Raw genomic sequence first — 24,317 nt, 5'->3', positions numbered from 1 at the left:
CTGTCCCTCTTGGCGGTCTGTCGCCGGTTTGCCGACCTTTGCCCGCCAGAAGATAGAACACGATTCTGTCAGGCCGTCCAGAGATTAACACCTGATGCCCGGCTCGCGCATGACGCCGGGGATTCCGTATCGGCGTGTCCAATGCACTGCTTTTTCAGCCTTTTTCCGGAAAAGTCGCCGCGGATGACTGGTGGCATGACTCACACTATTTAATGGCAACCTGTGGCAGTTACCAATCGAACAACCCCTACCCGGCTAAGTTTGTCGATGATTTCCGGCAAGAATCACTGCCTTGAGCCATGTGAGTCGCGGTTCCCTTGCGGGAGAAATGCGGCCGTGTTGCGTCCTTTACATGCGTGGAAAGGCTCGTTGGGCAGGCTTCAAAGCCTTGCGGCAGTTTGCGAAACCGTGCTTCCGGCGACGACGGATCGACGGATAGTCGGGAGAATCGCGGTATGCGGACATCGAGCGGTGCGGCACTGCCGCATCGAATGTCTTCATTCGTCATGACTGCAGGATATGCCTGCGCGTCAGTTCCTGAAGCATGGTCACGTCGCGATTCTCGATCGCATCCACCATCTGCTGATGCTCGCGGCCGGATTGCTCGACGCGGGCGCGGGTACGCCATTGCGACACCGGGGCCGACGAGGTGCGCTGCCGGATTTCGGTGATGAGCTCGACGAGCTCCTGATTGCCGGCAAGGGCCAGCAGATGCCGATGGAAGGCGAGGTTGGCTTCGTAAAGCTCGAGCATGGTGCCATTGAGCACGAGATCGTCGAAGCGCAGGGCGAGGGCGCGTAGATTCGCGATGTCGGCCTTGCCGGCGTTGGCGACGATGCGGTCGCTGACGGCCATTTCGAGAATGACGCGGATGTCGCTGACTTCCTGCGCGCGGCGTCCATCCTGTTCATGCACATGATAGCCGCGATTGGGGATATGCTCGACCAGCCGCTTCTGCACCAGCCGATCGAGCGCGCGGCGCACCTGCGGTCGAGTACAGTTATAGCGCCGTTCGAGATCGATCTGCTTCAGCCATGTTCCGGGCGGAAGCCTGCCGGCCAGAATGTCCTGGAGAATAAGCTCGGTCACGTCGGGCGTTTCCCCGTCGTGTGTCCGCGCTGTCGCTTCGGCTTCCAGCGAGTTCATGCAGCTCTCCCAGACCTTCCCAATTTGGCGATGACTATCATAGGTCCGTATTTTTCAACAACGACGCTCGCTATCGTTGCCGAAAAAATATCCATGCTCATCTCTTGCGCATCCATTTTAATTGGCACATAAATTGGTACCAATTTAATATCCATTATGTGAGGCAGATAGCAAGCCCATGCAAAATTCCGATGCGGTCTGGGATATCGTCGAGAAAAAACGCGCCGAATTCTTCGCGCTCAGCGATCGGATCTGGGGCATTCCCGAGACGAACTATCTCGAATATCAATCCGCCGACGAACACGCACGAATGCTGGCGGACCAGGGATTCAGGGTCGAGCGCGGCATTGCCGGGTTGCCGACGGCCGTCATGGGCGAGGCAGGCGAGGGCGGCCCGGTCATCGCGATCCTGGGCGAGTTTGACGCTTTGCCGGGGTTGAGCCAGGAAGCCGGCATCGCAGAAGAGCGGCCATTGATCGTCGGCGGCAACGGCCATGGCTGCGGCCATAATATGCTTGGTGCCGGCTCCATGCTCGCCGCTGCGGCGGTCAAGGATTTCCTTGCCGAACATGGCCTGAAGGGAAGGGTGCGCTACTACGGCTGCCCGGCCGAGGAGGGCGGCTCCTCCAAGGGCTTCATGGTTCGTGCAGGCGTCTTCGACGATGTCGATATCGCGATTTCCTGGCATCCGGCCGCCTTTGCCGGCGTCAACAACCCTATCTCGCTTGCGTGCAATGAAATCAATTTTCATTTTTCCGGCCGAGCATCGCATGCGTCCGCCACGCCTCACCTCGGGCGCAGCGCGCTGGATGCCATCGAGCTGATGAATGTCGGCGTCAACTACATGCGTGAGCACATGCCTTCGACGGCACGCATCCACTACGCCATCACCGATGCCGGCGGCGCAGCACCCAACGTGGTCCAGGCACGCGCCACAGTGCGCTATCTCGTGCGCGCCCGCACCCTGCCGGAGCTTCTTTCACTGGTCGCTCGCGTCAGAAAGGTTGCCGAAGGTGCCGCCCTGATGACCGAGACGACGGTTCGCAGCGAGATCATCAGCGGCGATGCCAATCTGGTCGGCAACACGCCTCTTGAAGAGTGCATGTTCGCGCAGCTTCAGCGGCTCGGGCCTCCCGTATTCGATGATGCGGATCGCGAAACGGCGCGCAAGTTCCAGCAGACCTTCAATGCAGAGGACATAGCCGCCTCCTATGGCCGCTTTGCCCTGAAGCCGAAAAACGGGCAGGCGCTCTGCGAGGAGATCTTTCCGCTCAACGCCGGCGACGGCACGCTGGTCGGCTCCACCGATGTCGGAACGGTCAGTTGGGTCGTTCCGACCGTGCAGATGCGCGGCGCCACCTATGCCATCGGCACGCCCGGCCACTCCTGGCAGCTGGTCGCGCAGGGCAAGCTGCCCACCGCCCATAAGGGAACCGAACATGCCGCCAAGGTCATGGCGAGCACGGCTGCCGAGCTGATCCGCAATCCCGCGCTTATCGAGGCGGCCAAGGCGGATCACAGGGCACGCCTCGAGGGTACGCCTTTCGTCAATCCGATTCCCGATGATGTCGAGCCGCCGCTTCCGGAGAAGGTCAATGGCTGAGACGCTTCCAAGGCCCGACCGCGAGCGTCTGATGGCGCATATCGGCGAGTTTGCGCGCCGCGTAAAATTGTCTGGAACGGCCGAGGAGCTGGAAAGCTTCCGCTATCTTCAGGCGCAGATGGATAGTTTTGGCTATCGCACGACGCTTCTGTCTCACGATGCCTTCATCAGTCTTCCGGGTCCGGCCAGGGTTGAGATCGACGGCGAGAGCCTTCGCTGCATCACCCATTCCATGTCGGCCGCTACATCGCAAACAGGCGTAACCGGTAATCTCATCCACGTCGGTGAAGGCAGCGAAGCGGATTTCTCCGGCAAGGATGTCGCCGGCAAGGTCGTTCTGGTCGATGGCATCGCAACCGAGGAAGTCGCAGCCTTGGCAAGTGCCGCCGGTGCGCTCGGCGAACTTCATATCAGCCCGAACGAGCATCTCTATGAAATGTGCGTGTCGCAGGTCTGGGGCAGTCCGTCGCAACATACGCGCGACAGATTGCCGACGACGGTCATCTGCTCGATTGCCAAGCACGATGGCGATCGGCTGCGCGAAAGGCTTGCGCGCGGCGAGGCTGTGGCGGCAACGCTTTGGGCGGAAGTCGATACCGGCTGGCGCAAGACGCCGCTGCTGGTCGCCGAACTCCAGCCGGCAGGGGACGCGCCGTTCGTGTTGTTTTCGGGCCATCACGATACCTGGCATTTCGGCGTGATGGACAATGGCGGCGCCAATGCGACGATGCTGGAGGCCGCGCGCCTGCTTGCTCTGCAAGCCTCCGAATGGCGGCGGGGCTTGCGTATCTGCTTCTGGTCGGGCCACTCGCATGGTCGCTACTCCGGCTCTGCCTGGTATGCGGACGAATATTTCGACGAGCTCGATCGCCGCTGCGCCGTCCATGTCAATGTCGATTCGACCGGCGGCGAAGGCGCGACCATTCTCACCAATTCCGGCGTCATCGATGAACTCAGGCCTCTGGCTGCGGATGTGATCGAATGCGTGACCGGACAAAAACATGCCGGCAGACGGCACGGTCGCGCCGCGGATCAATCCTTCTGGGGTGTCGGCATCCCCTCGATGTTCGGCAGCCTCAGCCACCAGCCGCCGGGACCGGTGAAGATGCTGACGGCGCTCGGCTGGTGGTGGCACACGCCGCACGACACGGCAGACCATATCGATCCGGATCATCTGAGCCGCGATACCACGATCGTCCTTGAGGTTCTCTGGCGGCTGCTGACGTCGCCCGTCCTGCCGCTCGACTATTCGGTCTATGCGGCAGCCCTTGGCGAACAGATCGCAGGGCTGCGGGAAAAGCTCGCCGGCCGTCTCGATATTTCCGGCCTTTCCCAGGCAGTCGAGGAATTGAGGGGCAACGCGAAATCGATTCTGGAAGCGAGAGATCTATCGCCGGAAAAAGCGATGCGACTCAACGCGTCACTGATGCGGGCCGGCCGTCAGCTCGTGCCGCTCAATTATACGGGCGGCGACCGCTTCCACCATGATAGCGCGCTTCCCCACCCGGCCTGGCCGGCGCTGGAGGGTTTGCGCGCCCTTGCCGCGCTGCCTGCGGCGTCGCCGGACACGGCGTTCTACGTCGTCCACGCGCGTCAGGTGCGGAATCGCGTTGCCCATGCACTGAGGGAGGCGAATGCGGCCTTGCGGGCGGCGCTGGAGGACTGAGGCCGCGAATACCGAATATGACAACAGGCCGCCCAAGCGGCTGAAAAAGGGAACGAAAATGAAAAACAGACATCTGCTTGCCGCCGCTTTCGGCGCGATTGCCTTCCTCGCTCCTCTTGCCGCCGGCGCCAAGGACTGGACCCATGTCAAGGTCGGCATCGAGGGTGCTTTCCCGCCGTGGAATCTCATGGATTCGAGCGGCAAGCTCGCCGGCTTCGACGTGGATCTCATCAATGATCTCTGCAAGCGCGCCAAGGTCGATTGCGAACTGATCGCCGGCGAATGGAACGCGATGATTCCGAGCCTCAACGCCGGCAAGTTCGATCTGGTGATGACGCTCGGCATCAACGAGAAACGCAAGCAGGTGGTCGATTTCACCGTGCCCTATGCGAGCGGTGTCGCTAGCTTCCTGCTTCTGAAGGATGGAACGGTGCCGCCCTTGCCGATGACGGGCGAGCGGCTGAACCTGAACGACAAGGCCAAGGCCGATCCGGTGATGGCGGAAATCGGCAAGGCAATCAAGGGCAAGACCATTGGCGTCGTCCAGTCGACCAGCCAGGAACAGCTGATCACCGGCTATTTCGGCTCCGACGTTACGGTGCGCGCCTACAAGAGTTCCGGCGAACGCGATCTCGACCTGAAGGCAGGCCGCATCGACGCAGGTTTCGACAGTGGCGTCTATGAGACTTCCGTGCTCGGCAAGCCCGGCAATGACGATCTGACGATGTCGGGCCCGCTGGTGAAGGGCGCGATGCTGGCAACTGAGGTCGCGCTCGGCATGCGCAAGGGCGAGACCGATCTGAAGGCCAAGTTCGACGATGCGATCAAGCAGGCCGCCCAGAACGGGACGATCAAACAGCTCTCGGAAAAATGGAGCAAGATCGACCTGACGCCGACCTTCGACGCCAACTGATCGTCATGATGGCGCATCGTGTCCAGCCGAGGCCAAGACCATGACACCAGTTGCCAAAATCCGCTCTTCGGGGTCTAGCGCATGAACCAGCCTACGCTATTCGAGCTTGCCGGCTTCGGTCCGGACGGCTGGGGACATGCTCTTCTGGCAGGGGCATGGATGACCATTCTTGTCGCGATCGCCGGCTATGCGGTCGGCGCCTGCATCGGAACCCTTGGCGCATGGGGCAAGATCGCCGGCAACCGCTTCGCACGCGCAACGGCGGATGCCTATACGACGGTTCTTCGCGGCATTCCCGACCTTCTGGTCATCTATCTCTTCTACTTCGGCGGCAGCGCCGTCGTCACGGCCATCGGCAAGCTCTTCGGGGCGGAAGGCTTTCTCGGCTTTCCGGGTTTCCTTGCCGGTTCGCTTGCGGTCGGCGTCACCTCCGGGGCGCAGTTTACCGAGGTGCTGCGGGGTGGCTTCAAGGCCGTGCACCCTGGCGAAATCGAGGCCGCGATTGCCTGTGGAATGCCGCGCTGGCTGCGCCTGCGCCGGATTATCGCGCCGCTGACCTTGCGCCACGCGCTGCCGGGTCTCGGCAATGTCTGGCAGGTCGTGCTGAAGGAGTCCGCGCTGGTATCGATCACCGGCGTCGCCGAACTCTTGCGGCAGGCGCAGGTCGGCGCCGGCTCGACGGGGCTTCCATTCGATTTCTACCTGATCGCCGGGGTGATCTATCTGATGATATCGACCCTTTCCAGCCTCATCATCCAGCAGGCCGAGCGGCAACTGTCGCGCGGTGTGAGGAAACGCTGATGGATTGGCAATTCCTGGAAGAGACCTTCGTAAGCCTCGTCGCCGCCATCCCGCTGACGATCGAGCTTGCCGTGACCTCGATCTGCCTTGGTGCCATCCTCGCCTTGCTGCTGGCGCTTGCACGCCTTTCCGGCGTCATCGTGCTGGAGTGGTTCGCCAGGCTCTATGTCTTCGTCTTCCGCGGCACGCCGCTTCTCGTGCAGATCTTCCTGATCTATTACGGCCTCGGGCAGTTTCCCGCCATACGCCACAGTCTTTTCTGGCCGTTCCTGCGCGATCCTTATTGGTGCGCCGTCCTGGCTTTGACCTTGAACACCGCCGCCTATGCCAGCGAAATCATTCGCGGCGGCCTGCTGTCCGTCCCGCACGGGCAGGTGGAGGCGGCACGGGCCTGCGGCATGCATCGGTTCATGATGTTCCGGCGCATCGTGCTGCCGCTTGCCATCCGCCAGGCCTTGCCGGGTTATGGCAACGAGATGATTTCGATGGTCAAGGCGACGTCGCTTGCCTCGATCATCACGCTGATGGAGGTGACGGGTGTCGCCGCCAAGATCATTTCGGAGACCTATCGCGCCATCGAAGTCTTTGCTGTTTCGGGCGCGATCTATCTCGCGATCAATTTCGTGCTGACACGCATCATCCAGCTTGCCGAATACAGGCTGAGCCCGCATCTGCGCCCGCCTCGCCCGGCAACGCGCGACATTGCCGCCGCGGCGGTCCCTTCAGGAGAACAGCAATGACGGCCACGCCAGTCGCACTCAGCGTGCGTGACATGCACAAGAGCTTCGGTCCCGCCGAAGTGCTCAAGGGGATCTCGCTCGACGCTCTCGAAGGCGACGTCGTCTCGATTCTCGGCTCGTCCGGCTCGGGAAAATCGACTTTCCTTCGGTGTATCAACCTGCTCGAAACGCCCGATTCCGGAGAAGTGACGGTTGCGGGCGAAACGATCCGCATGCAGCGCAATGCCCGTGGTGCCCATCGTCCGGCGGATGGAAGGCAGGTGGATCGCATCCGTTCGCAGCTCGGCATGGTGTTCCAGAGCTTCAATCTCTGGTCCCATAAAACCGTGCTCGAAAACATTATCGAGGCGCCGGTCCATGTTCAGGGTCGTGCGCGAGCCGAATGCATCGAGGAGGCCGAGGCCTTGCTCGCCAAGGTCGGTATCGCCGACAAGCGCAATTTTTACCCGGCTCACCTTTCCGGCGGACAGCAACAGCGCGCCGCCATCGCGCGGGCGCTCGCCATGCATCCGAAGGTCATGCTGTTCGACGAGCCGACATCGGCGCTCGACCCCGAACTTGTCGGCGAAGTGCTGCGTGTCATGCGTGCCCTTGCCGAAGAGGGGCGCACCATGCTCGTCGTCACGCATGAGATGGGCTTTGCACGCGATGTCTCCAGCCGCGTGATCTTTCTGCACAGGGGCGTCGTCGAGGAGGACGGCAGGCCGCAGGAGGTCTTTTCCGGCTCGCGTTCCGAACGTTTCCGCCAGTTCATCAGTCAATAATCTCAAGCTCAATCACAATGGGGAACTCGATCATGAAATATCTGACCGGATTTTTGACCGCGATCATGATGGTCGCCACGCTCGCCACGGCGAGCGTCGGGCGTGCGGAGGAGAAGAAATGGACGCATGTAACGATCGCAACCGAAGGCGCTTTCCGCCCATGGAACTTCACCAAGGCGGACGGCAGCCTGGACGGCTATGAGATCGAGCTCATCAAATATCTCTGCGATCACATGAAGGTCGAGTGCACGACCGTCATCCAGCCGTTCGATGGCATGATCCCGGCGCTGAATGCCGGCAAGTTCGATGCGATCATTTCCGGCATGTCGGCAACGGCCAAGCGCGAGGAGGTTATTGCCTTCAGCGATTCCTACGGCACGACCGGCCAGACCTTCGCGACGCTGAAGGATTCGCCGCTCGCCGGCCTTCCTTTGAAGGGCGAGGTGTTCTCCCTGGCAACGGACGAGGCTGGCGCGGCCAAGGCGGTGAAGGAGCTCGAGCCGATGCTCAAGGGCAAGACGATCGGCGTGCAGACGGCATCGATCGCCGCAACCTTCCTCGACAAATATTTGAAGGGTGTCGCCGACATTCGGGAATACAAGACCACCGAGCAGCACGATCTCGATCTGAAGGCCGGCCGCGTCGATCTCATCATGGCGTCCATGGCCTATCTTTCGACGGCGGCGGCGAAGCCGGGCAACGAGGACATGACCGTGACCGGCCCGCGCTTCCAGGGCGGCCTTCTCGGGCGCGGCAGCTCGGTCGGGCTGCGCAAGGACGACACGCAGCTGAAGGCGATGTTCAACGATGCGATCGCGGCGGCAAAGGCTGACGGCACGATCGCAAAGCTGTCGCAGAAGTGGTTCGGCTTCGACGTGACCCCGAAGTGACCGGTCTTCGCAGGCGCCGGGCTTAGCCCGGCGCTGCCATGGTGCGCACGGCGTTCGTCGGAACGCCGCGCTCTCCAAGAAGCGGCAGGACGTTGTCGCGGAAATAGGGGAACTCCTCGACATAGTCGACAAAGGACAAAGTCGTTCCCTTGAAGCCTGCGGCGTGAAGGGCCGCTATGCCGTCTGCGACCTGCTCGGGCGTGCCCGTCAGCGGATAGCCGCCATGGCCGGCGGCCATGCGGTCGCGGATCATGGCCAGAAGATCATGCGGGAAGGATTGCGCATGGGCGAACTGGAGGCGGACGAGATTGTCGACCGCACCCCAGTCGCCGTTCTGCCGAACGAAATAATCCCAATAGTCCGTCGCTTCCTTTTCCGTGGGCCGGCAGACCACATGCGAGAATGTCAGGACATCGACGTTGCGGCCTGCCTGCCGCCCCAGTTCCTTGAGGGCGGCAATCTCATCCCTGGATCTCTCCAGATCGATCGCCGGAGTAAAGAGAAAGTCCGCGTTGCGGATGGCGAACCTGCGCCCCTGATCCGAGCCGGCGGCGTTGAGGATCGGCATGGGGCGCCCCGGCCGCGGGTCGCCGAGAACGTTCTTCAGCTTGAAATATTTGCCGTCCCAGTCGAATGCCTCCTCGCTCGTCCAAAGCGTCCTGACGATGTCGTACCACTCCTGGGCATAGCCGTAGCGCGTTTCATGGTCGTCGGGCAGCGTCAGGCCGAGCGCCTCGTATTCCGGCTTGTTCCAGCCGGCGACGATATTGAGGCCGATCCGGCCGTTGCTGATCTGGTCTATGGTCGCGAGCTGCTTTGCAACGACGACCGGATGATTGGCAGCGGTATGCGTCGTCGCGAAAACGGTGATGTTCTTCGTTCTCGCCAGCAGGCCGGCCGCCCAGGTGATGGTTTCCAGGACGCCGCCGTGAAAATTGGTCTCGCCGCCATAGCCGATCCAGCGGGCGATCGGCAGCATGAAGTCGATGCCCGCGTCGTCGAGCAATTCGGCAAGCTTGAGATTGTTGGCCCAGGACGCCTCCCAGCGCTCCGGAATTTTCGTGACGGACATTCCTCCCGAACAGTTGGAAGCGAATGTTCCGAGCAGGAAGTTATCCCCATCGAACATGGAATTGGCTGGCGTTTTCATTGCAGGCTCCTCCTCCTGGTATGGATACGCTTTCGACTTTATGATAGAAAGTCTATTATAAATTCAATCTGAAAACAACAGCGCGTCCTGTTCGGGAAGGAAGGGGAAAATGGCCAAGCGTCCAGCAGCGGCAGGCAAGCATTCGCGCCAGACGGTCAACCGTTCCTGGCATCTCGCCCGCACTCCGGACGAGCTTGACGTTGCCGAACTGGAATATGCCTTGATCCGCAGCTTCGAGGGGTTTGGACACTGGCAGATGCAGTGTCTTTCCGCCGTCGCCGACTTTGCCGCCAGCGGGCCTGAGAACGCCCTTCTGCACATGATCCGGATGAATGACCGGCCGAAGAGCGTCAGGGATCTTGCGCATATGGCCAATCGAGACGACATTCCGAATATCCAGTACAGTCTGCGCAAGCTGATCAAGGGAGGGCTCGTTCGCAAAAGCGGCAGCGGGCGCTCAGGCGTTCTCTACGAGGTGACTGACTATGGGCGCGACGTCACGGATGCCTATGCCGACGTGCGCGCGGACCTGCTGATCGAAGCCGTCAAGCGGGTGCCGGAGCTGATGGCTCGCCTTCAGGACCTGGCCCACACCCTCGAGTTGATGACCGGGATCTATGATCAGGCTGCGCGCACCGCAGCGACCCATCGGGCAGCCGGTATCCGGGAGCAACGAATGAAGCCGGCCTGACTCCGGCCCGGCCGGTTGTGCTCCGAGCGCTTGCAAGGACCGGCGCCTCCGTTCTGGTGGCTTGTGACGGTTTGCGACAATATGGTGAATTTTGTGGGGTATCTTTGCAAGACGTACGCGGTATAATGCGACTGGCCGTTGAACCAGTTCAAGGCGTTCGATTTGTGCAAAGGGATTCCTATGCAGCCGAGCAAAACCGTGTCGATCGACGAATTGCCGGAGAATACCGCGCTTGCGGTCTATGAACTGATAGCCCGCACATTTCGTGAGTATTCCGAAATTCTTTATATCCGCGTCCCGGATATAACGGATGATGGCGTCAGTGTCGGGGGCGTCGAAATTACGATCCGCAAAACCGCGGACGACAGCATTTCGCCGATTGCCGGACTGCCCGAGGCCAGCCAGGATGCCGCTTATGCCGGATGACAGGACGAGCCGACAGGCTCGGCTTAGCGATTTTCCTATTGGCGTATCGCGGCAACGGAACGTGCAAGAGCAAGATCTTCCGCAATCTCACTCATTTCCCGAGTCCAGCGAACGCTGACCTGCCCGTCGAGCTTGGCTGCCGCAGAGCAGATCGCAATCCTGTTGGAATCGCAGTGGCCTGCTGAATTCCGCTTGGAAGATGAGGCCGGCGCGACTTGCACATCGAAAATATCCCCCACCGCAAGCCGCCTCAGCGCACCGAGGCTGGATGGTCAGTCAAGCAGACACAAATTTGATTGCGATTTGTATTCGCCACACAATACTTAGATCCACCTTCGGCGCCGTTCTTTACAACAACGTTGGACGCGGCGAGCGCCCTGCAGCGAGTGGATCATGGCATCGACCGAAACGTCGCCGAAATGTGCTTTCTCGTCATCAGCAAGGCTCGGCATGACGAGCGATTCAGCGCTTGCTGCGACCGGTTAACATTTCGGACATCCGTCCGCGGTCTTGACTGAGAGGGGCGTGTGTTCGGAGTTGAACCTATCCCCGTATAACCTTTTCGCAGCAAGCCGCCATCTGTCTGCGATAGTTCCAGCATGCATTTGCCAATCGACGGGACGTTGCCGCTCGCAGCATGCCTCTTCCGCCGCCCTCAAAACCAACTCAGGCGAAGACGAGTTGAACCTTCAAGGTTTGCTCAGGATGCTGTTCGACGAGATCAAAGGCGGCGCGTGCCTCCCTTGCGTCGAAGCTCTGTGTTATCATTGCCTCTGGCTTGAGCGCACCCGATTCCAGCCAGCCAATCACTTCGGGGATGAAGCGCCGGTTGAGGCGTGAGCCTACCAGTGTCAGCTCTTTACGGACGATTTCCTGTTGGCTGATGTTGCAGGGTGCGGGTGAAAAGCCGAGAAGGCCAATGCGGCCTGCGGGTGCGACTACGCGGCAGGCTTCCTCCAGCAGGCTCGGAATGCCGGCGCCATCAATGACGATCGATGGCCCGAGCCCATCAAGTTCCGGCGCGACGATCGCGGCGACCGATTGCTGGCGGGAGTTGATGACGACATCGGCGCCGAACGACTTTGCCCGCTCCAACCGATCGCCATCGATATCGGCGATAATGCAACGCGCGCCGTGCATCTTGGCGACCTGTAGAACCGTGATCCCGACCGTTCCAGCACCATAGATGAGGACGACATCATCGCGGGTGCATCCCGTCCGCCAAAGCACGTTGGCGGCAACGGCGAGAGGCTCGGCAAGGGCGGCGACGTCATGTCCCAGCGCCTTTGAAACCTTGACAGCGCTCGCCTCAGGGACGACGGCGACCGAGCGGAAGCCGCCGTCACGATGCACACCGATCACCTGAAGCCTGGCGCAGACATTCGATCGGCCGATGCGGCACGGATAGCAGGTCCCGCAGGAGATCACGGGATCAGCGACAACGTGATCACCGACCGCGAGCGACGATACGCCGGCCCCGAGCGCTTCGACCACACCGGCGAATTCGTGGCCGATCACGCGTGGATAAACGACGAAGGGGTTGGAACCGTGCAGGATATGCATGTCCGATCCGCAGATGCCGGCGCGATGCACGCGGACGGCGATCTCGCCCGGGCCGGGCGGCGGCACGTCACGGTCATCGACAACGAGGCTATACGGTTCGCGAACGGAGATTGTCACCATGTCTTCTGTCCTTCAGCATTGCAGGCATGTACCGATCTATCGGCCGCGGATGACCAGCAGGTGGGCATCGACAAGCGAGCGCCACTTTGAGTTGTTCATGAGTTCTGGCGGAAAGAGGCCGGGGATATCGAAGAAGGCTGCGGCGGAACCGGTGGACTCGGCGAGGAGTGCGGCGGCCTTCAACTCTGTCGCGCGAGGATCGTCCAGATGCTCACTTGATCCGACATAAGCAAGCCACAGTGCGACCACATTGGCAAACCCCTGGGCGTTGTCGCCGACCGCCAGCCTTTCCATTGCCGGGGCGAAGATGCGTTGCGGCATCTTCTGCGACCCGTCCATGGCGATCTGTGCGGTTCTATGTGCGATCGCGGGGTTCGAGAAACGATTGACGAGCTCCTGCCTATAGATCCCGAGATCGATCTGCGGGACGGGATCCAGTGACGGCAGAACCGCTTCCATATGCTCTCGCACGCGCTCCACATGCGCGGGGACCGCCATTACGTCACGGACATAGTCCAGTCCGTTGAGCTGCCCGAGATAGGCAATCAACGAATGGGATCCGTTGAGAAGCCTCAGTTTCATCTTTTCGTAAGCGTGGACGTTTTCGACAAAGATCGCGCCGCCGGCTTCCCAGGCCGGGCGCCCGGCTGCGAAATCGTCCTCTATCACCCATTGCGTAAAGGGTTCTGTCTCAAGTGCCAGCCTGTCGTCGGCGCCGAGGAGCGATGTGGCGAGCTGCCGTGTACCGCCTGTCGCAGCCGGCACGATGCGGTCCACCATGCTGGATGGAAAGCACATGTCCCGCTCGATCCAGCGCGCCAGCTCCGGGTTGCGCCGTTCCGCCATCTCGACGACGAGATGGCGGACGACGTGGCCGTTGCCAGGAAGATTGTCGCAGCAGAGAACGGTGATGGGATGGCGCCCGAGACGCATGCGCCGGGCGAATGTCTCGACGAGAAAGCCGATCGGCCCGATTGGCTGTTCCGGTGTCTTGAGGTCGTGCGCGATGGCTGCATGGGAAAGATCGAGGCCGCCGGAGATCGGATCGATGCCATAGGCCTTTTCGCTCACCGTGAGCGTCACGATCCGCGTCGCGTTGTCGACAAGGCGCTCGAGCAGGCGGTCGCGTTCCTGTCTCGCGGCGATCGCGTCGATGATCGAATAGACCACACGCGCCTTGTCGCCATCGGGACCGCGGGTTATCACGCTATAGCGATAATCTTGCGCCTTGAGGTCGGCGACGACGTCGACGGAGCGCAAACTGGCGCCCGCAATGCCCCAATCGGTGGCTGCACCGGCTTCGATCGCAAGGTCGTTATAGATTGCCTGATGGGCGCGGTGAAACGCTCCCAATCCAAGATGAACTATGCCGATCTTCAGTGACGCCGGATCGAAGGACGGCCGATCGACATCCGGTGGAAGGAGTGCTGTCTTGTCAAGGCGGTTCATCATGCGGTCAGTCCATAAGTGCCATGCGACAAGGTCTGTTCGATGCCGCGCAGTTCGGCAAGGCCCTTAAGTCGGCCGATTGCCGGATAGCCGGGCTGGGCGCCGCGCGTCAGATCGTCGAGGATTTCCTGGCCGTGGTCGGGGCGCATGAAAATCTGATGGTCGGCGCGGCCTTCCGACTTGCGCCGCCGCTCTTCGCCGACCAGCGCCGCGATAACGGCGATCATGTCGGTGTGGCCATCCAGATGCTGGTCCTCAAAAAACGAACAGGGAAAGCCTGGCGTTTGGCGGGTGACGTTGCGCAGATGTGCGAAGTGGATCCGCGGCGCGAGGCGCTTCACCATTGTCGGCAGGTCGTTGTCCGGTCGCGCGCCGAGCGAGCCGGTGCAGAAGGTTACGCCGTTGGCGATACGATCGACGGCGTCGAGAACCTTGATGTAGTCCCGTTCGGTCGACAGGATCCGCGGCAGGCCGAGCAAGGGCCACGGCGGATCATCGCCATGGGCACAAAGCCGCATGTCGAGCTCCTCGGCAACCGGCACCACTTCCGACAGAAAATCGATTAGATTGGCGCGCAAGCGATCGGGGCCGATCCTATCATAGCGCGCGAGCGCAGTGCGGAGCTCGGCAACACTGTAACCGTCGGCCGAGCCCGGAAGCCCTGCACCGATGTTGCGCGACAGATCTGCGATCTTTTCCTGCGTCATCGACGCAAAGCGTTCGCGGGCTAAATCGACGAGCTCGCCCGGGTAGTCTTCCACGGCCCGTTGCCGTTGCAGCACATGGAGATCGAAGGCGGCGAAGTCGACAAGGTCGAAGCGCATAGCGCGCGCGCCGCCCGGTGTCTCCCAGCGCAGTTCGGTGCGCGTCCAGTCGAGCACCGGCATGAAATTGTAGCAGACCGTTGAGATGCCGGCTCTGGCGAGCTGCCGGAGACTTTCCCTCCAGGCATCGACATGGGCTTTCCAGTCGCCGGTCATCGTCTTGATGCTTTCGGAGATGGGAATGCTTTCCACGAGCTCCCATTCCAGGCCGCCGGCACGAACCTCATCCTGGCGCTTGCGGATTTCCTCCATGGTCCAGGCCGTTCCGGTCGGCACATGGTGCAATGCGCTGACGATGCCCTGCGCGCCTGCCTGGGCTGCGTCGCGCACGCTCACCTTGTCGATCGGGCCGAACCACCGCCACATATGTCTCATCTGTCTTCCTCTTCTGGGCCAAGCATAGCCGCTGGCCTAAACGGGATTGTTCCGGCTGTCGGCGGCAAAGGCTGCGACAGCACGAAGGGGCGCCCCTGAACCGCTCGCTATCGGCAGGGGCAGCGTGATCAGGAAGGAAAAGGCGGGCAATTCGCCGAGCCTGGCGAAGTTCTCGCCGATCAGAACACCTGCGCCGAGCAGAAGCTTGTGCGCAGGGAAATCGACGCTTCCGAAGCAGTCGAGCGAAAGGCAGTCCGATCCCGCAATGCGGATCCCGCGCGCAAGCAGGTATTGGGTCGCCTCTCGCGACAGGCCGGGCCAGTCGCTCAGAAACTGCGGATGATCGTCCAATTCACTCCAGAAACGATCCCAGCCGAAATGAAAGAAGACCGCATCGCCGTTTTCGATGACGCCATGTGTTGCCTCGAAGACCTTGATCCGATCGACACCGACTGCCTCGTTCGGCGCACAGTCGCGCGCATCGATCTTGGCCATTCGGCCAAAGAATGTATGCAGGCTCACCGAATCGATCGCGCCGCCGCCGCGCACGAAATGCAGCGGCGCGTCGAAATGCGTGCCAGTATGCTCGCTCATGCCGATCGCATGATTGCAGGCGACATCACCGCGGTCATAGCTTTCAATGACTTCCTGGCAGAAGAAGGGGTGTGTCGGCCAGACCGGCATTGCCGGCGTCAGTCTATGCGTCAGATCCACGAGCGTCATGTCGCCGCCGAAGGTTCTGGCAAGGGTTGCGATATCCATCTCAGGCCGCCTTCGGCTGCGGCACCAGTGCGACGATCAGGATGATGAGCGCGCCGGTCAGGAGAAAGCGGACGCCCGCCTGCATCTGGAAGGTATTGAGCATCGTCGCCATCAGATTGAAGAACAGCGCGGCGCCCCAAATGCCGACCGCATTGGCCTGACCTCCGGCGACGCTCGTGCCGCCGAGGACAACGACGGCGATCGCTTCCAGCAGATAGGTGTCACCCATGTTGAGCGCCGCACCGCCGGAAAAGCCTGCCAGCAAGAACCCGGTAAGGGCGGCTGCGACGCCGCAGAACAGGTATGCCAGCAGTCGGACGCGGCGAACGGGAACGCCCGCAAGGCGCGCTGCCCGTTCACTCTGACCGACGGCGAGCAACCGTCGGCCCCAGACACTGCGGTGCAGTATGAGGGCAACCGCCACGGTCAGAAGGATGACCACGAGCGGCATGATCCTCAATCCGCCGATGGACCAGAAGGTGAAGGCTGACAGGGCCGCCGGAGGTTTCAGTGTCGCCTCTCCGCCAAGGTTGAAGGCAAGCGACTGGAAGACGAAGCTCCAGGCGAGCGTCGCAATGATCGGCGGCAGGCGGAGCAGCGTGATCGCAAGGAAGTTTGCCAGGCCCGCGAGGGCTCCGACGACCAGCGTGACGGCGAGGCCGGGCAGGATCATGTCGTTGCTGCCGTGCATGATCGACATTGAGAGATAGGCTGCCAGTGTCAGGACGGACGGCATCGACAGGTCGATATTGCCGGGACCCGAGGCGATGACCATCATCTGGCCTGTGCCGACAACGACACTGAAGGCCGCGAAGACAAGCGCCGAGGATAAAGTCGGCACGGCGCTTCCGAAGCCGGAATAGGCGATCGTCGCGATCCACATGACGAGGGCAACGATGAAGCCGTAGGTCCAGGGTTTCAGGGAAAGGCGGCTCATGATTTTTTCTCTGCAAGGAGGATTCGTCCGGCGAGCACGAGGAACAGGATGCCGCCCTGCGCGCCGATCTGCCATGTCGGCGGAACCTGCAGAAAGCTCAGCAAGGAGCCAGCCAACGCGAGCGTGAATGCACCGATCACGGTGCCTGCAGGCGAGACGATGCCGCCGGTGAACGAACCGCCTCCAAGAATGACGGCGCCGACGCCGAGCAAGGTGTAGGCGGGTGCGACATTCGGATCTCCCGAGGTCGTGAGACCGGTTAACGTGACGCCAGCGATAAGGCCCAGCAGGCCGGCGGCGGCATAGACGGTCGCGCGGATCATCTTGATCGACCAGCCTGCGCGCTGGATCGCACGGGGATTGCCGCCAGCGCCTCGCAAGATTGCGCCATAGGACGATCGGTTGATGATAATGTGACCGACCGCGGCCGCAAACGCGGCGAGAATGATGGGTAACGGCAGAACTGGCGGCTTCCAGGCCATGAAGCCAGTCAGCCAGGCGGGCGCCGAGCCGCCAGGTGCGGGCAGGATGATGATGGCGATGCCGAGCCATATGAACGACATGCCGAGGGTGACGATGATCGATGGCAGCTGGCGTAGGTGAATCAGGAGGCCGACAGCGGCATAGGCGATGATGCTTGCGATATAGATGGCGATCGCCAGAACGGGTGACGTGTCAAGGTAAAGCGCGGTCACACAGGTGACGAAGCCGACGAACGACCCGATCGAGAGGTCGATATCGCCGAGCATGATGACAAGCATCTGCGCGAGCGATGCAAACATCAGCGGCACGGCCAGCTTGAACAGAAGCATAAAGCCGAAGTAGCTCATCGCCGCTGGCCTGATCCAGAAGATCACCGCGAGCATCACGAGCAGGGCAACGGCCGGCAGGCCGACCTGCAAGGCCGGCGCCAGGCGCCTTCCGAGATCCCGGTTTCGTTGGGACATGGCGATGTCAGCCATTGGCGCCTCCGAAGGATGCTTCGAGGATACGGTTATGATCGATCTGATCGCCGGGAACTTCGGCCACCGCCCGCCCTTCTCGGAAGACATAAAGCCGATCGCAGTTCTTCAATTCCTCGAATTCCGTCGTATACCAGACAAAAGTACGGCCGCGGTCGGCTTCCTGGCGGATCAATTGGTAGACTTCCTGTTTGGTGCCAACGTCAACGCCGCGCATCGGATCATCGAGGAGGATGACCTCGGCATCCGACGCAAGCGCGCGTGCGAATAGGACCTTCTGCTGATTGCCGCCGCTGAGAGACAAGATGGGCGTGTCGATCGAGGGCGCCTTGACCTTGAGCCGACGAAACCAGGTCTCGGCGAGGTCCCGCGCCGAGGAACGTGACACGAAGCCTGCTCTTTGAAGTGCGTTGAGACTGCGAATCGTCAGGTTGTCGGCGATAGACCAGAGCGGCATGACGCCTTCGACACCGCGGTCACCGGCAACGAAGGCAACGGGCACTTTGCGCATTGCGCCATAAATGGCGCGAAGGCGCTCGCGCTGACCATGCCCGTCCAATCCGGCGAAGCCTATGACTTCGCCGGCCGATGCGTTGATCGGCTGTTCGGCGTCGTCTACGCCGGCGTGACTGACGACGAGCTTTTGCCGATCCCTGTCCTTTGCGGCCAGAGTGCGTTCGCTGTGGGTTTCGATGTTGCCCATCATGCCGACCAGGTCGGATCGCGTCAGGCCCGCGGCAGCGCGATCACCGACGATCGCGCCATCCATCATCACGACCACGCGGTCGCAGACGGTGAGGATTTCGTTCAGTCGATGGGTGATCAGGATACAGGCGATGTTTCGGGCGGCCGATGCCTTGATGAAGGCCAGCAGCTGCTCGGCGGGCTTGCTTCCGAGAGCGGAGGTCGGTTCGTCCAGGATGACGCAGCGAACCGTGTCGCCCGTCTCTGTGAACGCCCTTGCAATTTCGACCATCTGGCGCTCGCCGATCGAAAGATCAGCGATCTTGGCGTCGGCGTCTATACCGTGACCGGGGAAGATATCGTCGAGTGTGCGGGTGATAAGGCGGCGGGCCCGCTGCCGCCAGCCGAAGCCGCGCAGGCTGCGATGAATGATGCGCGTGTTTTCAGCGGCGGACAGGTTGGCACATAGCGACAGCTCCTGAAAGACGCAGCGCAATCCGCCAGCCTGTGCTTCGGTTGTTCCCCAGCGATCGACGGCGTGGCCATCATAGACGAAAATCCCCTCGGTGCGCTCGATCGCGCCCGAAAGAATATTCATCAGTGTCGATTTCCCTGCGCCGTTGTGGCCGACGAGACCGACCACTTCTCCGGCGGCAAGGGTGAAATCGACGCCGACAAGCGCGTGCACGGCGCCGAAGGTTTTCCGCACGCCGCGCGCCTCGATGACGAGGCTCGCGGCTACGCGGGCAGCTGCTTGGGAAGACAGCATTGCGATCGCCTTACTTTGGAGCGGGAACCACGGGCAGCGGTTGCTTGTTGACGTTCGCGTCGATGATCTTCGCGACAAGGCCCTGCGGGTAGTCGGCGTTGACGACACCGCCCTCGGGCGCAGCCCTCAGCCAGGCGTCCAGATCCGGCTGATGGATTTGAAGCAGCGGAACCTCGACGAATTTCGGCACTTTCTTGCCGGCCAGGATCTGCTGCGCGACCCAGAAGGCAACCTGCGAAACGGATGGCGTGGCGCCCAGCGAGAAGGTCTCGTAACCGCTCGCGTCGTGTTCCTGCTTCCACAGGGCAAGTTCGTCCTGGCGATTACCCATGATAATGATCGGCAGCTTGCGACCGGCTGCCTTGAAAGCCTGGGCGGCGCCATAGCCGTCGCCGCCCTGCGTCAGGACGGCATCGATCTGCGGCAGGGATGGAAGGATGCCGGAGACTTCCTTCTGCGCGACCGTCGCCGTCCACTGACCATAGACTTCACCGACCTTCTTGTAGCTGGGGTGATCCGCGAGCGCCTTCTTGACGCCCTCGTTGAGGCGTTTGTCGAAGCCGTCGCCCGCCATACCGCGGATTTCCAGAATGTTCGCCGGCTTGTCGCCCAGCTTGCCGGCAATGAAATCCAGTTCCGCTTTGGCATAGGAATCGAGATCGTAGTCGACGCGATATGCGCAGGGCTCGGTCACACCGCTAGCGAAGGCGACGACGACGATGCCGGCATTGCAGGCATCCTTGATTGCGCCGTTCAAGGCAGTATCGGAGCCGGCTAGCACGATGATCGCATCGTAGCCCTGGAGGATCAGGTTTTGAATCTGGGAAGCCTGTTCGGTAACAGAATTGTTCGAGCTGACGACTGCCGTGTCTGCGATCTTTCCATCGGCCTTGGCCTTGGCACCCATGCTTTCGAAGCTCTTGATCATCACCTGACGAAACGAATTACCGGCATAGGAATTTGAAAAGGCGATCTTCTTGCCGCTGGTGTCGCCGGTCGCGATGCCGTCCTGTGCTGCCGCAACGCCGGCCGTAATGGCGCTTGCCATAAACGCCGCGATCAGGGCCTTCATTCTTGAAGCTTGCATGTCCACTATCCTCCCAGGATATCCTTGAAATCGTTGTCGGCGATGGATGCGCTCGATCTGGTCGAATGCGCAACCCTCCCTCAAGGGCAGTGGATAGCTGCCTTCTATCGCCCGGTCGTTATTCATATACTACCATGGCAGTATGTCAACATAGGTGTGGATTGTTGCTCCGATTTATGCGATGCGATGGTCGAAAGAATAGATAGAGGGCGAGGCAATGGCCGGGAGACGACCGAACCAGATTAGCGGTGCAGGATCGACGGAGACCACTGCGGGATCGACCCAGATGCAGGCGATCAATCCCCGACAGCCGATCGCTGGACAGGTCTACGAGCGGCTGAGGCGCGCCATCACCACTTTGTCGATGCTGCCTTCGGAAGCGCTTAGCGAAAAGGAGCTGTCACTCCAGCTCGGAGTGAGCCGGACACCCGTTCGTGAGGCCTTGATCCGCCTCGCCGATGAAGGCCTGATCGACATCTTTCCACAGCGAGGTAGCTTCGTCGCACCGATCCGGCTGCGGGATGTCGAAGAAGCGCAGTTCATCCGCGAATCCCTTGAAGTTGCGGTGGCAAGGCGCCTGGCAGGTGGCTGCTCTCGACGGTTTCTCACGGAAATCAAGAGTAATCTCTACGACCAGGAAAAGGCGGTCAACGCCGAGGCTCTCGATCTCTTTCTGGAACTCGACGAGGCCTTTCATAAGAGCTTCTGTGAAGAGGCGGGGCTTTCGAAAAGCTGGCGTGTGATTCAGTCCGTGAAACTGCAGATGGACCGCGTTCGCTATCTCAGCCTTCCCGATCTCGGGCACCTGCGCGTTCTCCTCAATCAGCACCGCGCAATCGTCGATGCGGTAGAAGCGGGCGATTTGGAGCAAGCGGCTCACTCAATGGCTGCGCATCTCAGAGAAGTGCTTCGCACTGCGAAGACACTGAGCGAGCAACGGCGCGATCTCGTGGAAAACTGAGGGAGGGCAAACGCCGAAAAGAACTGTCGTTGACATTCTACCATGGTAGAGTTGCAATGCTTGGGCAGGGAAGCCGCTATCCGCCTTGCCGTCCGATTTCGAACTCTGCTTCTGGCAATGCGTGCATCCAGACCTTATTGCACAGCATGGCTTAAGGGCGATGAAGGTTATTCGCTGAGCAAACTTCATCTGAACTTGCGACAAGCGCTGGTCCGCGACGCATGAACCTGGTCCCACGGTGTGTCGGGTTGACGACGGGTTACGGGGCGCTCAGTCCTCTATTTGCAGTTTGATGTTATCTGATGTGGAACGAAATCGAACGCGCGGGCAATGCGTGTGCGGGATGAAGTTATACGCGAAGATGTATGAGGAGCAGGCTGCGCAAAGGGATGCCTGCCGACGGGTTTGGATGATAGGCTAAAGTCATTTTCGTTCGAGGCGGGACAGGGAGTTAGAGGGCGTCCGAGCGAACAAGCTCGCGCATCCGCTGGACGAGGTCGTCCAAAATCATGATCCGGTGGCTGCCGGATGGGCGGATTGCGAAATAGGATACTTCGATTTTCGGCTCGAAGGGGATCGCAACGATATCGGCGCCCGCCGATTGCAGGCTTGTGCGATCGACAATGCCCACGCCCATGCCAGCGGCGGCGAAATGGCAGCAATTGAGCATCGACGTTTCCATCGTGCTGGTCGGCTGGTGCTCTTGCCCCGAGAAAGCGCGATCCAGTGCCAGCCTGAGCGGAGAATTTCGTCCGGGGATCAGCACGCGCTCATCGATGAGGTCGGCGGGCCGTATGATATTTTTGGAGGCAAGCCTGTGCCCCGGCGCCATAGCGGCGACGGCATGGGAACTGTGCAGGGTCGCGGCATTCTTGTCGGCCATGCGCGGTGAGCCAAACACGAAGCCCAAATCGTAGCGGTTCTTGTCGACCATATCCCAGATGTGCCGGCTGTTTTCGACGTCAATGACAAGCGGAATATCGCGCCGGTTGCCAACGACATCGAGGATGGCTTGATGAAGATATGGCCGGACGAGCGACGTCACGCTTGCAATTCTGAGAACGGTATTCTTGTGCCGACGAATATCGTCGGCGGCCTGTGCGATCTGATCGAGGCCGAGATACAGCCGTTCGACTTCCCGGAAAAGCTGTGTCGCTTCGACCGTCGGCACGAGGCGGGCTCCCACCCGTTCGAACAGCGTGATCTCGAGGATTTCCTCCAGGTCGCGGATGAGACGGCTTACGGCGGGCTGCGTGACATTCAAGGCATCGGCTGCGGCCGTGATCCCCCCTGTCATCATGACGCTTCTGAAGGCTTCCACTTGTCTCGGTTTCAATCGCATCCCAATGCCCTTTCCATAACATTAGGGCATGGATCGAACACAAAATGCAATTTTTCTTTTTGAACCAGAGTGTTTAGTTGCAGAGAAAATCTGCTTGGAGAGTGCGGATTTCGCAAACGCCGGAGGAACACCAGCATGAAATTTCTAAAGGTCGCGGCTGTCTTGGCGGCATCCTTCCTTGTCCTGCCGCTCGCGAGCCGGGCCAGGGATCTGACAGTTGGTCTCGCAGCCTCCACGACATCGATGGATCCGCAGTTTTACGTCGTCGGCCCGAACAGCGCGATCGCGCGCAATATCTTCGATGGCCTCGTCAATCAGGATGAGAAGCAGCGGCTGCAGCCGGCACTGGCGCTGTCCTGGAAGACCGTCGACGACACGACCTGGGAGTTCAAGCTTCGTCCGAACGTGAAATTCCACGACGGCAGCGATTTTACCGCAGATGATGTCGTTGCCAGCATCAAGCGCGTGCCGCTCGCTTCCAAGAACAGCCCCAGCTCTTTTGCGGCCTATGTCAAGGCGATCACGGAGGTCACTGCGGTCGATCCGCTGACGGTTCGCATCAAGACCGATGGCCCGACGCCCCTGCTGCTGAACAACCTCAGCCGTATCGCGATCCTGCCGGCCAAGATGCAGAACACCACGACGGAAGAGATGAATTCCGGCAAGGGCGTGATCGGCACCGGCCCCTTCAAGTTCGTCTCCTGGACGCCTGACGATAACGTCGTGCTTGCCCGCAACGATGCCTATTGGGGCGAAAAGGCCGCCTGGGACAAGGTCACTTTCAAGGTATTCAAGAACAGCAGCGCCCGCGTTGCCGCGATGCTTTCCGGCGATGTCGATATGATCGAAAGCATCCCGACGGCGGACACGCGGCGGCTGCAGGCCTCCGACCAGTTGAAGGTCGTCAATGTTGCCGGAAACCGGATCATGTATCTTCATATGGATCAGGCGCGCGACGTATCGCCCTTCGCCAAGGGGCCCGACGGCAAGAACCCGCTCCTGAAGCCGGAGGTGCGCCGCGCGCTTTCCCTGTCGATCAACCGCGAAGCACTCGTCGACCGCATTATGGACGGGCAGGGTGTGCCCGCCGGGCAGCTCGTTCCGGAAGGCTATTTCGGCTATGATCCGTCCATCAAGGTCGATCCCTATGATCCGAACAAGGCAAAGGAGCTTCTCGCCAAGGCCGGTTATCCCAACGGGTTTTCGCTGACTTTCCATGCTTCGAACGACCGCTATCCGAACGATTCCAAGGTTGCCCAGGCGATCGGCCAGTTCTTCAGCCGTGTCGGCATCAAGACCGAGGTCGCGACCTTGCCGGGCAGCGTCTATTTCACGCGCGCCTCCAATCTGGAGTTCAGCTTCATCATGGGCGGCGCGGCGGTCGAAACGGGCGAGGCATCCGGCGTGCTCGGCCCGATCCTGGAGACCTTTGGCGACAAGGCCGGACAGGGAAATCGCGGACGCTATTCGAACCCGGAGTTCGACAAGACGCTGAACGAAGCACGCTCGACGCTCGATGACGGCAAGCGCGAGGAGCTTCTTCGCAAGGCGACCGAGATCGCAATGAACGATCTTGGCGTCATCCCGATCTTCTACCTCGCCAACACCTGGGCGGTGAAGAAGGACCTTTCCTATCCCGGCCGCTCGGATGGCTACACGCTGCCCTATTATGTGAAGCCGAACTGAGCGGGC

General features: G+C 60.9%; 22 protein-coding genes. 11 read left to right on the top strand and 11 right to left on the bottom strand.

Features of this window, described 5'->3' with window-relative positions; genetic code table 11:
* Window positions 1–504: 504 nt before the first annotated feature.
* Complete coding sequence (locus ACJJVH_RS33675; RefSeq protein WP_113360183.1) at window positions 505–1,146, bottom strand: GntR family transcriptional regulator; 642 nt, start codon at window positions 1,144–1,146, stop codon at window positions 505–507.
* Between the two features lie 178 nt (window positions 1,147–1,324).
* Here ACJJVH_RS33675 and ACJJVH_RS33670 point away from each other — a divergent pair, with 178 nt between their 5' ends.
* From ACJJVH_RS33670 to ACJJVH_RS33640, 7 genes are all read left to right on the top strand, one after another.
* Entirely contained in the window at window positions 1,325–2,749 is a 1,425-nt protein-coding gene (locus ACJJVH_RS33670; protein ID WP_113436984.1) for a M20 family metallopeptidase, read from the top strand.
* Entirely contained in the window at window positions 2,742–4,415 is a 1,674-nt protein-coding gene (locus ACJJVH_RS33665; RefSeq protein ID WP_113384744.1) for a M28 family peptidase, read from the top strand. Before ACJJVH_RS33670 ends, ACJJVH_RS33665 begins: the two co-directional genes overlap by 8 nt.
* A 58-nt stretch (window positions 4,416–4,473) precedes the next feature.
* Window positions 4,474–5,328 carry a transporter substrate-binding domain-containing protein gene (locus ACJJVH_RS33660; RefSeq protein ID WP_113384743.1) on the top strand — a complete coding sequence of 285 codons (855 nt, stop codon included), beginning with the start codon at window positions 4,474–4,476 and terminating at the stop codon, window positions 5,326–5,328.
* Between the two features lie 81 nt (window positions 5,329–5,409).
* On the top strand, window positions 5,410–6,129 hold the full coding sequence (locus tag ACJJVH_RS33655) for an ABC transporter permease subunit (protein WP_113384742.1): 720 nt from the start codon (window positions 5,410–5,412) through the stop codon (window positions 6,127–6,129).
* Entirely contained in the window at window positions 6,129–6,869 is a 741-nt protein-coding gene (locus ACJJVH_RS33650) for an ABC transporter permease (protein WP_113384741.1), read from the top strand. The genes ACJJVH_RS33655 and ACJJVH_RS33650 overlap by 1 nt, the downstream gene beginning before the upstream one ends.
* Entirely contained in the window at window positions 6,866–7,633 is a 768-nt protein-coding gene (locus ACJJVH_RS33645) for an ABC transporter ATP-binding protein (RefSeq protein ID WP_412066612.1), read from the top strand. Before ACJJVH_RS33650 ends, ACJJVH_RS33645 begins: the two co-directional genes overlap by 4 nt.
* A 32-nt stretch (window positions 7,634–7,665) precedes the next feature.
* Window positions 7,666–8,523 (top strand): transporter substrate-binding domain-containing protein, encoded by an 858-nt coding sequence (locus ACJJVH_RS33640; RefSeq protein ID WP_113360170.1) that lies wholly within the window; start codon window positions 7,666–7,668, stop codon window positions 8,521–8,523.
* A 22-nt stretch (window positions 8,524–8,545) separates the two neighbouring features.
* Here the strand turns inward: ACJJVH_RS33640 and ACJJVH_RS33635 are convergent, their stop codons facing one another.
* On the bottom strand, window positions 8,546–9,673 hold the full coding sequence (locus ACJJVH_RS33635; RefSeq protein WP_412066611.1) for an LLM class flavin-dependent oxidoreductase: 1,128 nt from the start codon (window positions 9,671–9,673) through the stop codon (window positions 8,546–8,548).
* A 109-nt stretch (window positions 9,674–9,782) separates the two neighbouring features.
* Between ACJJVH_RS33635 and ACJJVH_RS33630 the strand changes: the two genes are divergently transcribed.
* A complete protein-coding gene (locus tag ACJJVH_RS33630; RefSeq protein ID WP_112794599.1) occupies window positions 9,783–10,364 on the top strand; it encodes a winged helix DNA-binding protein in 582 nt (193 codons plus the stop codon).
* Window positions 10,365–10,502: 138 nt separating this feature from the next.
* Window positions 10,503–10,790: a hypothetical protein gene (locus ACJJVH_RS33625; RefSeq protein WP_162703880.1), complete on the top strand. Its 288-nt coding sequence runs from the start codon at window positions 10,503–10,505 to the stop codon at window positions 10,788–10,790.
* Window positions 10,791–11,456: 666 nt separating this feature from the next.
* On the opposite strand, the gene ACJJVH_RS33620 is transcribed toward ACJJVH_RS33625, so the two are convergent.
* From ACJJVH_RS33620 to ACJJVH_RS33585, 8 genes are read right to left on the bottom strand one after another with little or no spacing between them, the layout of a single operon-like run.
* On the bottom strand, window positions 11,457–12,473 hold the full coding sequence (locus tag ACJJVH_RS33620) for a Zn-dependent oxidoreductase (protein WP_113436961.1): 1,017 nt from the start codon (window positions 12,471–12,473) through the stop codon (window positions 11,457–11,459).
* 36 nt (window positions 12,474–12,509) lie between these two features.
* Window positions 12,510–13,925 (bottom strand): mannitol dehydrogenase family protein, encoded by a 1,416-nt coding sequence (locus tag ACJJVH_RS33615; RefSeq protein WP_412066610.1) that lies wholly within the window; start codon window positions 13,923–13,925, stop codon window positions 12,510–12,512.
* Window positions 13,922–15,121, bottom strand: coding sequence for a mannonate dehydratase (uxuA, locus tag ACJJVH_RS33610; RefSeq protein WP_112794603.1), 1,200 nt, complete (start codon window positions 15,119–15,121; stop codon window positions 13,922–13,924). The genes ACJJVH_RS33615 and uxuA overlap by 4 nt, the downstream gene beginning before the upstream one ends.
* Window positions 15,122–15,157: 36 nt before the next feature.
* A complete protein-coding gene (locus tag ACJJVH_RS33605; protein WP_412066609.1) occupies window positions 15,158–15,883 on the bottom strand; it encodes a cyclase family protein in 726 nt (241 codons plus the stop codon).
* Between the two features lies 1 nt (window position 15,884).
* Window positions 15,885–16,820 carry an ABC transporter permease gene (locus ACJJVH_RS33600; protein WP_113360154.1) on the bottom strand — a complete coding sequence of 312 codons (936 nt, stop codon included), beginning with the start codon at window positions 16,818–16,820 and terminating at the stop codon, window positions 15,885–15,887.
* Window positions 16,817–17,782: an ABC transporter permease gene (locus tag ACJJVH_RS33595; RefSeq protein ID WP_412066608.1), complete on the bottom strand. Its 966-nt coding sequence runs from the start codon at window positions 17,780–17,782 to the stop codon at window positions 16,817–16,819. Before ACJJVH_RS33595 ends, ACJJVH_RS33600 begins: the two co-directional genes overlap by 4 nt.
* Window positions 17,775–19,235: a sugar ABC transporter ATP-binding protein gene (locus ACJJVH_RS33590; protein ID WP_113436973.1), complete on the bottom strand. Its 1,461-nt coding sequence runs from the start codon at window positions 19,233–19,235 to the stop codon at window positions 17,775–17,777. Before ACJJVH_RS33590 ends, ACJJVH_RS33595 begins: the two co-directional genes overlap by 8 nt.
* Window positions 19,236–19,245: 10 nt before the next feature.
* Window positions 19,246–20,322 carry an ABC transporter substrate-binding protein gene (locus ACJJVH_RS33585; RefSeq protein WP_412066607.1) on the bottom strand — a complete coding sequence of 359 codons (1,077 nt, stop codon included), beginning with the start codon at window positions 20,320–20,322 and terminating at the stop codon, window positions 19,246–19,248.
* Between the two features lie 286 nt (window positions 20,323–20,608).
* Between ACJJVH_RS33585 and ACJJVH_RS33580 the strand changes: the two genes are divergently transcribed.
* Complete coding sequence (locus tag ACJJVH_RS33580; RefSeq protein WP_412066606.1) at window positions 20,609–21,283, top strand: GntR family transcriptional regulator; 675 nt, start codon at window positions 20,609–20,611, stop codon at window positions 21,281–21,283.
* A 451-nt stretch (window positions 21,284–21,734) separates the two neighbouring features.
* On the opposite strand, the gene ACJJVH_RS33575 is transcribed toward ACJJVH_RS33580, so the two are convergent.
* Complete coding sequence (locus tag ACJJVH_RS33575; RefSeq protein WP_112794609.1) at window positions 21,735–22,625, bottom strand: LysR substrate-binding domain-containing protein; 891 nt, start codon at window positions 22,623–22,625, stop codon at window positions 21,735–21,737.
* A gap of 135 nt (window positions 22,626–22,760) precedes the next feature.
* On the opposite strand from ACJJVH_RS33575, the gene ACJJVH_RS33570 reads away from it, so the two are divergent.
* Window positions 22,761–24,311 (top strand): ABC transporter substrate-binding protein, encoded by a 1,551-nt coding sequence (locus ACJJVH_RS33570; protein WP_412066605.1) that lies wholly within the window; start codon window positions 22,761–22,763, stop codon window positions 24,309–24,311.
* Window positions 24,312–24,317 lie beyond the last annotated feature (6 nt).

The sequence above is a fragment of the Rhizobium sp. SYY.PMSO genome (assembly GCF_046840415.1).
GTDB lineage: Bacteria > Pseudomonadota > Alphaproteobacteria > Rhizobiales > Rhizobiaceae > Rhizobium.
Note: the sequence above shows the minus strand (reverse complement) of the source record. Positions and strands in the feature narration are given on the sequence as shown.

Excerpts from the sequence above, each read along its gene's own strand:
- ACJJVH_RS33580 (WP_412066606.1), top strand. The coding sequence starts at position 20,609 with ATGCAGGCGATCAATCCCCGACAGCCGATCGCTGGACAGGTCTACGAG.
- ACJJVH_RS33605 (WP_412066609.1), bottom strand. The coding sequence starts at position 15,883 with ATGGATATCGCAACCCTTGCCAGAACCTTCGGCGGCGACATGACGCTC.
- ACJJVH_RS33675 (WP_113360183.1), bottom strand. The coding sequence starts at position 1,146 with ATGAACTCGCTGGAAGCCGAAGCGACAGCGCGGACACACGACGGGGAA.
- ACJJVH_RS33635 (WP_412066611.1), bottom strand. The coding sequence starts at position 9,673 with ATGAAAACGCCAGCCAATTCCATGTTCGATGGGGATAACTTCCTGCTC.
- ACJJVH_RS33665 (WP_113384744.1), top strand. The coding sequence starts at position 2,742 with ATGGCTGAGACGCTTCCAAGGCCCGACCGCGAGCGTCTGATGGCGCAT.
- ACJJVH_RS33620 (WP_113436961.1), bottom strand. The coding sequence starts at position 12,473 with ATGGTGACAATCTCCGTTCGCGAACCGTATAGCCTCGTTGTCGATGAC.
- ACJJVH_RS33570 (WP_412066605.1), top strand. The coding sequence starts at position 22,761 with ATGAAATTTCTAAAGGTCGCGGCTGTCTTGGCGGCATCCTTCCTTGTC.
- ACJJVH_RS33590 (WP_113436973.1), bottom strand. The coding sequence starts at position 19,235 with ATGCTGTCTTCCCAAGCAGCTGCCCGCGTAGCCGCGAGCCTCGTCATC.
- ACJJVH_RS33585 (WP_412066607.1), bottom strand. The coding sequence starts at position 20,322 with ATGCAAGCTTCAAGAATGAAGGCCCTGATCGCGGCGTTTATGGCAAGC.
- uxuA (WP_112794603.1), bottom strand. The coding sequence starts at position 15,121 with ATGAGACATATGTGGCGGTGGTTCGGCCCGATCGACAAGGTGAGCGTG.
- ACJJVH_RS33630 (WP_112794599.1), top strand. The coding sequence starts at position 9,783 with ATGGCCAAGCGTCCAGCAGCGGCAGGCAAGCATTCGCGCCAGACGGTC.
- ACJJVH_RS33645 (WP_412066612.1), top strand. The coding sequence starts at position 6,866 with ATGACGGCCACGCCAGTCGCACTCAGCGTGCGTGACATGCACAAGAGC.
- ACJJVH_RS33615 (WP_412066610.1), bottom strand. The coding sequence starts at position 13,925 with ATGATGAACCGCCTTGACAAGACAGCACTCCTTCCACCGGATGTCGAT.
- ACJJVH_RS33660 (WP_113384743.1), top strand. The coding sequence starts at position 4,474 with ATGAAAAACAGACATCTGCTTGCCGCCGCTTTCGGCGCGATTGCCTTC.
- ACJJVH_RS33650 (WP_113384741.1), top strand. The coding sequence starts at position 6,129 with ATGGATTGGCAATTCCTGGAAGAGACCTTCGTAAGCCTCGTCGCCGCC.
- ACJJVH_RS33670 (WP_113436984.1), top strand. The coding sequence starts at position 1,325 with ATGCAAAATTCCGATGCGGTCTGGGATATCGTCGAGAAAAAACGCGCC.
- ACJJVH_RS33640 (WP_113360170.1), top strand. The coding sequence starts at position 7,666 with ATGAAATATCTGACCGGATTTTTGACCGCGATCATGATGGTCGCCACG.
- ACJJVH_RS33600 (WP_113360154.1), bottom strand. The coding sequence starts at position 16,820 with ATGAGCCGCCTTTCCCTGAAACCCTGGACCTACGGCTTCATCGTTGCC.
- ACJJVH_RS33575 (WP_112794609.1), bottom strand. The coding sequence starts at position 22,625 with ATGCGATTGAAACCGAGACAAGTGGAAGCCTTCAGAAGCGTCATGATG.
- ACJJVH_RS33655 (WP_113384742.1), top strand. The coding sequence starts at position 5,410 with ATGAACCAGCCTACGCTATTCGAGCTTGCCGGCTTCGGTCCGGACGGC.
- ACJJVH_RS33595 (WP_412066608.1), bottom strand. The coding sequence starts at position 17,782 with ATGGCTGACATCGCCATGTCCCAACGAAACCGGGATCTCGGAAGGCGC.